The 7,276-nt window shown below is 69.8% G+C and carries 5 protein-coding genes and 1 tRNA gene; 3 read left to right on the top strand and 3 right to left on the bottom strand.

What is annotated here, in order from left to right; all coding sequences use genetic code 11:
• The first annotated feature begins 159 nt into the window (after positions 1 to 159).
• On the top strand, positions 160 to 1,758 hold the full coding sequence (locus PLE19_23525; protein HPD17919.1) for a phosphatidylglycerol lysyltransferase domain-containing protein: 1,599 nt from the start codon (positions 160 to 162) through the stop codon (positions 1,756 to 1,758).
• Between the two features lie 38 nt (positions 1,759 to 1,796).
• Here PLE19_23525 and PLE19_23520 read toward each other — a convergent pair whose 3' ends face one another.
• A complete protein-coding gene (locus tag PLE19_23520; GenBank protein ID HPD17918.1) occupies positions 1,797 to 2,930 on the bottom strand; it encodes an NAD(P)/FAD-dependent oxidoreductase in 1,134 nt (377 codons plus the stop codon).
• 143 nt (positions 2,931 to 3,073) lie between these two features.
• On the opposite strand from PLE19_23520, the gene PLE19_23515 reads away from it, so the two are divergent.
• Both PLE19_23515 and PLE19_23510 read left to right on the top strand, forming a co-directional pair.
• On the top strand, positions 3,074 to 4,186 hold the full coding sequence (locus tag PLE19_23515; GenBank protein ID HPD17917.1) for a radical SAM protein: 1,113 nt from the start codon (positions 3,074 to 3,076) through the stop codon (positions 4,184 to 4,186).
• Positions 4,173 to 5,183, top strand: coding sequence for a UbiA family prenyltransferase (locus PLE19_23510; GenBank protein ID HPD17916.1), 1,011 nt, complete (start codon positions 4,173 to 4,175; stop codon positions 5,181 to 5,183). The genes PLE19_23515 and PLE19_23510 overlap by 14 nt, the downstream gene beginning before the upstream one ends.
• Positions 5,184 to 5,197: 14 nt before the next feature.
• On the opposite strand, the gene PLE19_23505 is transcribed toward PLE19_23510, so the two are convergent.
• Together PLE19_23505 and PLE19_23500 are read right to left on the bottom strand one after the other, a co-directional pair.
• A complete protein-coding gene (locus tag PLE19_23505; GenBank protein HPD17915.1) occupies positions 5,198 to 6,580 on the bottom strand; it encodes a hypothetical protein in 1,383 nt (460 codons plus the stop codon).
• Positions 6,581 to 6,967: 387 nt separating this feature from the next.
• Positions 6,968 to 7,044: transfer RNA gene (locus PLE19_23500), tRNA-Ile, on the bottom strand.
• Positions 7,045 to 7,276: the final 232 nt, after the last annotated feature.

Here is a 7,276-nt window from a genome sequence, read left to right as displayed (position 1 = left end):
CCCAGGGCGTTGCCCTGGGCTATCCCATGCGAGCCCTTCAGGCTCCAGAGAGAACAACCCTGCCTACAATTCCGGCCACACCCTGGTGGGACCCGGGCATTGCGGCGACACGGCGGCATCGCGTAGAATGGAGCGGGTAATCGTTGAGCGGAGACGCACATGCCACAGGCGTGCGAGCGGATCGGCGAGATTCTCGAGCGGGCGGGCCTCACGCCGTCGCAATGCCTCGCGTGCGACGTGTGCTGCCGCTTCGCTTCGCCTACGGCCAGCTTCGTGCCGTTCTTCTCGGCGAGCGAACTGGCCGCGCTGGGCGAGACGGCGACGCGGCACTTCCTCGAGCCCGGGGCCAGCCCCGGCGGCCGTCCCCTCACCCCGCCCGACGGCACTGGCTGGCGCTGCCCATTCCGTCGGGCAGAGTCGCAGGCGTGCACCCTCTACGAACAGCGCCCGCTCGACTGCCGCCTCTACCCCTTCGTGCTGATGTTCGACGCGGCGGGCCGCGCGGTGTGGCTCGGCCTCGACGAAGTCTGCCCGTTCGCCCGCAGCCTCCAGGGCAGCCCCGCGATGCTCCAGGCAACCGAGGAGGCGGCGGCGCTTCTCGACGGCCCGCTCGCCGAGGCGATTGCCGCCGCGCCGGGCCTCGTGAGCCGCTTCCACGACCACGTTCGCCCGCTGCGCGTGCTGCCCGAGGCCACCCGCCGCGTCTGCCGCTCCGACCTGGGGCTCGCACGCCTTGTCGCCACCTGCCGGGCCGAACTCGCCGACTACTTCCGCGCCCGCCCCACGTGTCTCACCGGCCACGCCTTCCCCGCGATCTACCTGTGGGCCGACCTCTTCAACCTCCACTGGCGGGTCGAGGCCGACTGCCTGCTGGTCTTCGCGGAGTCCGACGGCGTAAGTTTTCTCATGGCGCCCCCGCTGGGCACGGGCGACGTGGCGAAGGCTCTCCGCCTGGCCGCCGACGTGATGGCCGCCATCAACGGCCCGCGCGGCGGAGCACGGGCTCAGGAGGTGGACGAGGCCTTGCTGCCCCTCTTCGCCGCCGAGGGCTGGCAAGTGGGGCATCGCGCCCAGGAGTACCTCTGCGAGACCGCCTCGCTCGTGTCGCTGCGCGGCCGCCACTTCGACGGCCGCCGCCACGACATCCGCCGCTTCGAGCGCGCCCACAAGGCCCTCTGGCGGCCCTACGAGGCCCGCGATTTCCCTGCCTGCGGGGCCCTGCTCCGCCGGTGGCAGGCCGAGCGCGCACAGCAACACCCCGACCCCTTCTATCGCCACCAGCTCGAAGCCGCCGCCTCGCTCCACCTGCGCACCCTGCGCGAGGCCGAGGAACTCGGCGTCTCGGGCTTCGTGGTCGAACTGGCAGCGGACGCGATGACTGGAGGGATGGATGAATGGATGGATGCGAGGGCAGGTCAGCCTGACACCCATCCCCTCATCCACTCATCCAGCCATTCCGTCCTCTCAGCCTACACCTTCGGCTTCCCTCTTGCCGACGGGGAAACCTTCTGCGATTTCATCGAGGTCGCCGACCTCGCCATCCCGGGCCTCGCGGCCTGGACGTTTCGCGAGTTCTGCCGCGAGGCCCGCGCCTACCCCCACCTCAATGTCGGGACCGACTCCGAGCTTCCCAACCTCGCCCGAGCCAAGCTGGCGTACCGCCCGGCCCGCCTCGTTCCCGCCTATGTCGTGAACGCCCCCGCGACGCTGGGCGCCACGCTCCCGGCGCGCACGGGAACACCCCCCTCCGGCCAGTAGCGGCGTGGGAAACCGCCTCGGCCCCGCGCAGCCGCCCCTCATCGGCGCGGGAAGTCCAGGGCGAAGTCCACCAGCGCATGCACGTGATGGAAGAAGGCCAGGTAGCGCCGCAGTGCGCGCGCGTAGGCCATGGGCTGCTCGGCCGGAGGCCTGGCATCCAGCTTTCGCCGCAGATGCGCCATCAGCGTGAACCACCAGTAGTGGGGTGTCCGCCTGAACCGCCGAGGATACTCGCGCAGCCGCTCGGCGCTCACGCAGCCCTGCTGAATCGCTCTCGCGGCGACCCGCCCCGCGATCTCCCCGCTCGCCAGGGCGAAGGCGATGCCTCCGCCCGTCATCGGGTTCACCAGGCCCGCCGCGTCGCCCAGCGCCATCGCCCCCTCGGCCACGAACTCACGGGCCATGTCCGACGGCACAAGCCCGCCCCCCTGGCGCACGATGCGCCGTCCCCGAAGGTCCTCTCGCCCCTCGATGAACTCCTCCAGCCGCGGGCGCAGCGGCGGCCCTCCGCCGGTCAACGAGCCGCCCACCCCCACCCACACACACCCGCGCTTCGGGAAGAGCCAGAAGTAGCTCTTCGTGTAGCGCGTGCTCAGAACCAGCTCGCACGTCGCGCCGTCGCCCCAGTCGCCCTCGAGCTCGACGAAGATCGCATGCCGGGTCCGCGGGCCGGGCCGGTGGCCGATCCCATAGGCGTCGGCCGCCAGGGTCGAGGGGCCATCGGCGAACAGAACGATGCCTGCCTCCACCTCCCGCTCCGCACCCGTGCCAAGGTCCCGAAGGCCGATTCTCCGCGACGCCGCGTCGAGCACCGACGCCCGCGTCGCCGTCACCAGCTCGGCGCCGGCCTCCACCGCACGCCGGGCAAGGTACGAGTCGAACGGCGCGCGCCGGAACGAGAGGTAGTGCGCACGCCGGCCGCCATACTCCAGCGGCCTGCCATCCACCGAGAGTCTCGTCCGGCGAATCTCGCGCTCGACCACCTCATCGGGCAGCTCGAGCCGCCGGCGATACACCGCCGCCGCGAACCCACCGCAAGCGTTGGTCGCGCCGGGGCAAGCGTCTTTCTCCACCAGCAGCGGACAGAGCCCGGCCCGCGCCGCCTCGCGCGCCGCGGCCGAGCCCGCGGGCCCCGCCCCGATGATCACGATTTCGCGCCGTTCGCCACGCATCGCCTCTCTCCAGGGTGCCCGATTCTACGCGAACCGGCCTGCGCGGGCAAACCCTGTTCCATATTGGCCTTGCCCGCGGACGCTTCGCCAGTATAATGGCATCCGAAGCACAAGTGCGCCCGGTGGGCCGCGCGAGCCCGAACATGATTGATGTCAAACTCAAGCTGCGGCCCGGACATACGGGCGACCTGGATTGGATGGCGCCCTCGCCCCTCTGGCAGCTCTTCTGGAACGTGACCTACGCGTGCAACTTCCGCTGCCCCATCTGCTTCTCGAATGCCGGCGAGCGAGCCCCCGACGAGCTGACCACCGACGAGGCCCGGGCCATGCTCCGCGATGCCCACGCGGCCGGGGTCACCGACATCGTGGTCTCTGGCGGCGAGCCCTTCCTTCGCGAGGATCTGTTCGAGATTCTGGCGGCGATGGCGGAACTCGGCATCACGGCCCGCATCGCCACCCACGGCGGCCTGCTGAATGAGCGCCTCCTCCGCCGCCTGCGAGCCGAGACCACCACCAAGTCGTTCCAGGTCAGCCTCGACACGCTCGACCCCGCGCTCTACAGCGCGATCCACGGCGCCCCTGCTCGCACGCTCGACGTGGCGCTTGACACTCTCCGGTGCATCCGCGACCTCGGCTTCCACACCACGGTGTCCACCCGCCTGTCGCCCCGCACCCTCCCCGGCATTCCCGACCTGCTCGACAAAGGCGTCGAGGAGGGCTGGTCCACCGTGACCATTCACTGCCCGCTCCACACCGGCCGCTCCGGCGGCGCCTGGCCCCAAAATGCCGACGTCATCGCAGAGCTCCGCCCCGTCCTCGAGCACTTCCTTGCCCTCCCGCGTCGTTGGCTCATCGAGACCAACATCCCCTGGGGGCCATTCCACCCAACCCTCCAGGAGTTCTCCCAGCGCATTCGCGTCTCGCATGCCGGCTGCGGAGCCGGCCGTTGCCGCCTCGCCATTGGCGCGTGCGGCAACATCTCGCCCTGCATCTGCATGGACCTGCCCCAGGCCAGCATGGGCAACGTGCGCACGCACAACTTGGCGGCTGTCTTCCGCGACTCGCCCCTCGCCCATCTGATGCGCCGCCCGCAGGACCACGGGATCTGCCTGGACTGCCCGCACGTGGCGCGTTGCGGCGGCGGGTGCAGGGCCGCGGCCTTCGCCCTGACGGGTCGCGTGGATGGAACCGATGCCTCCTGCCCCCTTCGCATCGCCCAGTTGAGCCGAGGCGCGCTCGCCCATGCCAGCCTGTGACTCGAGCCCGCTCTGGTGGGACATCGTGCGGCAGACGGTCTGGGGCAAGCGCGGCCTGAGCAAGTCGGGCACGCTCTGGCTCCCGATCGCGTTCGTCCTCTCAACCGGCGTCGCCCCCTCTCATGCAGCCCCCTGGTTCGCCTGTGTTCTGCTCTTCGCCGCAAGCGTCTGCCGCACCCAGGGCCTCATCCTGGCCAACGACCTGGCCGACCGCTCCGAGGACACGGTGGCGGGCAAGTCCCGCTGGGTCCTTCGCACATCCGCCCCTGCGGGCATCGGGGTAGTCGTCGTGCTCCTGGCCGCGGGCGCTGCAATCGTATGGGCTGCCGGCGCACCCATCGCCGCTTCCGCAGCCTACATCGCCGCGGTGGCCCTCGGGCTGGTCTACTCGCTGCCCCCCCTCCGCCTCAAGGAGCGGGGGTGGGCGGGCCTCGGCGCCTATGCGGCCTCCTGTGCGGCCGCCTATGCTGTGCTGCCCTGGGCGTGGCTCGGGGGCACTCCCACCGCACTCACGGTGCTGGTCATCGCGGTGTCCCTGGACCGCTGGGTCAACCTGCACTTCCACCAAGTGATAGACCATGAGAGCGACGCGGCCTCCGGCACCCGCACATATGCCGTGGCAGCGGGCCTCCCCCGCGCCCGCCTGACGCTCGCGTGGGCAGCGCGCCTGGCGTCGCTGGCGCTGGCAGCCGTCCTTGCATTCCTCGGTGTCGTCTTGCCGCTCACAGCGACCCCGCTTCTCGCCACGGCGGCGGCCATCGCGCTCGGAGCCGCCCTCCACGCTCGGGCGGTGAGGAGGCGGCCCAGCGCGTCCTCCCTCGTTCGCGAACTGCCGTCATACTACCTTGGCCTCACTTTCGCCCTCTTCCGCGTCCTGCCCGTGCTCCTCCTCGCCAGGCTGGCCTGGGCTGACGCGATGATGTGGATTCCTGCCGCACTCGCCGCCCTGACCTCTCTCCTCGAGTCCGCGCTCTCGCTCCGCTATCGCTACCAGTGAGCGCGCGGAACCTCTCACAGCGGCTTCGCCTGCACAACCAACTCGAAGATCCTGCCCGCCTTCGTCTCCCTGGCGAGGCGGAACGCCTCGGGGTGTGCCTCCACGAACTCGCGGGCGGCCGTCTCCTGGGGCGCCCAAGCCAGGCGGTCGGGCCTCACAGAGAATGCCAGATGAGTGATCTCGCGCCCGAACAGCGCGCGAAGGCCGCCATCGAGGTCGTCCTTGCTCAGGCCGGGGAAGGCCATCGCCTTCCCCCGCGCGTTCCTCACGGCGGGGTTCACCTCGAGCGAGCTGGCGCAGGCAACCCCCAGAGGCCGGTCGGCGTTCTCGAGGAGGAACAGCGCCACATCCCGCCGAATCCCGACGAGGACCACGCCATTGATCGGCGCCGCGGGGGGCTTCCAGAAGCCCTTGACGATCCGATAGTCCGCAGACAACGATGCCCCGAATAGCACCAGCCCGCCTGCCGCCAGAGCGCCTCGCCTGAGGACAGCGGCCTTCGCCTCGCCCAATCGCGCGAGGCGGCCGACACCGATTGCCACAAGTTCAACACCTTCGGTCAGATACAACAGCATCAGAGGCACCGCAGGCACCCAGAGCCGGTAGCCCTGCGTCCACGGCCAGCCCACCGTCACCAGCGAGTAGGCAATGAAGCAATACTCCTGCGGCCTGGCAGCGCGGAGCCGCCGCGCGAGGCCCGCCAGGACCAACGCCGTCGGCACCAGCGCCCAGGCACTGGCCGAGCGTCCCGTGAGCCCAGCGGCTACCGCTGCCCCAAACAACTGCAACTGCTTCGGAACCGTCTCCAACTCCATCTCGACCAACATCCGGAAGCCCTCGGGCGAGAGCGGCGACTGCTTCGCCAGGAACTGCACCTTCACGTAGTCGCTGTACGTGCCCGAGGCCCCAGCGCCAGCCGTCAGCATCCACAGTCCCCAAGCCGCGAGCGGGGGCACAGCGATGGCGGCGAAGAGGATCGAAAAGATAGCGCACTGGCGACGGCGCAGCCGCCACAGATTCGGTCGTGCAAGCCACGCCGCAACGGCGACGTAGAGCGACACTCCCACGAGCCGCGTGAGGGCGGCCGCCGCGAGCGCGACCATCGCCAGGAGCCCCAGGCCCCAGTGCGCCGTCTCTCGCCGCCAGTAGGCATCGGCTGCCGCGAGGAAGAGCGTCATGAGGAGGAGAAACGGTATCTCGCTCAACAGATGCCCGTTGAACACGAGCACCGCCGGCGACGCCGCGACCAGGAGGCACAGGGCGAACCGCCGCAACCCCCCGGCGTTCTGAGAGATCAGCCAGTAGCAGGCAACGATGGCGCCCAGCCCGCACCCCGCAATGAGCAGGTTGACCGCCGCAAAGGTCTCTGTCGCCGCGGACCGAGCCACCGCAAGCATCGCGGGGAATCCTGGGGGATAGCCCCGGTGCGGCATCCCTCCGATCGCGTACCCACCCCCCTGCCTCAGTGAATCCGCCAAAGCAAGGTAGAACGAGCCGTCAGGCTGCATGAGCACCCACGGCCGCCCGACCACGCCAGCCACAAGCGACCCGAACAGCACCAGGGCCGCCGGCAGCGTGCCACGCCCTGTGAGCCACGCAGCCGCTCTTCGCGCAATCCCCCCAATCGCCGCCATGATTCTCCCAACCCTCGCCCCAGGCCCCAGGACACTTCCGACGCAAGGTTGAGCATGGTAGCCAAGTCCCCGCCCAATCGCAAGGACGGGGTCAGCGTGTACAGACAGACGCCTCGGCAGACTGGGCACCCTCTGCCGAGGCGCTTGCGTTGGTGGGCCTGGTAGGAGTCGAACCTACTACCTTGCCCTTATCAGGGGCACGCTCTGGCCAAGTGAGCTACAGGCCCAAAAGAAATGCCGATGGGCGTCTTTCCCTGGCACCAGCGGCGACCACCTTGTCGCTCGCCTCGGGTCGGTCCGGTCCCGACCGGGAAGGTCGCCCATCGGCACTTCGTATATCCAAGTGGTAGCCCGTGGCGCTCGGTTGCGCCGATTTAGATGCCGCCCGAAGGCGACTTCTAATGATCCTTAGAAAGGAGGTGATCCAGCCGCACCTTCCGATACGGCTACCTTGTTACG

It is taken from the genome of Planctomycetota bacterium (assembly GCA_035384565.1).
In the GTDB taxonomy this organism is placed as follows: domain Bacteria; phylum Planctomycetota; class PUPC01; order DSUN01; family DSUN01; genus DAOOIT01.
The sequence above is the reverse complement of the archived record's forward strand: the minus strand, read 5'-3'. Positions and strand labels throughout refer to the sequence as shown.

What these genes read in the sequence shown, in the direction of transcription:
- PLE19_23525 (HPD17919.1), top strand. Translation starts at nt 160, where the DNA reads ATGCCACAGGCGTGCGAGCGGATCGGCGAGATTCTCGAGCGGGCGGGC.
- PLE19_23510 (HPD17916.1), top strand. Translation starts at nt 4,173, where the DNA reads ATGCCAGCCTGTGACTCGAGCCCGCTCTGGTGGGACATCGTGCGGCAG.
- PLE19_23505 (HPD17915.1), bottom strand. Translation starts at nt 6,580, where the DNA reads ATGCTTGCGGTGGCTCGGTCCGCGGCGACAGAGACCTTTGCGGCGGTC.
- PLE19_23515 (HPD17917.1), top strand. Translation starts at nt 3,074, where the DNA reads ATGATTGATGTCAAACTCAAGCTGCGGCCCGGACATACGGGCGACCTG.
- PLE19_23520 (HPD17918.1), bottom strand. Translation starts at nt 2,930, where the DNA reads ATGCGTGGCGAACGGCGCGAAATCGTGATCATCGGGGCGGGGCCCGCG.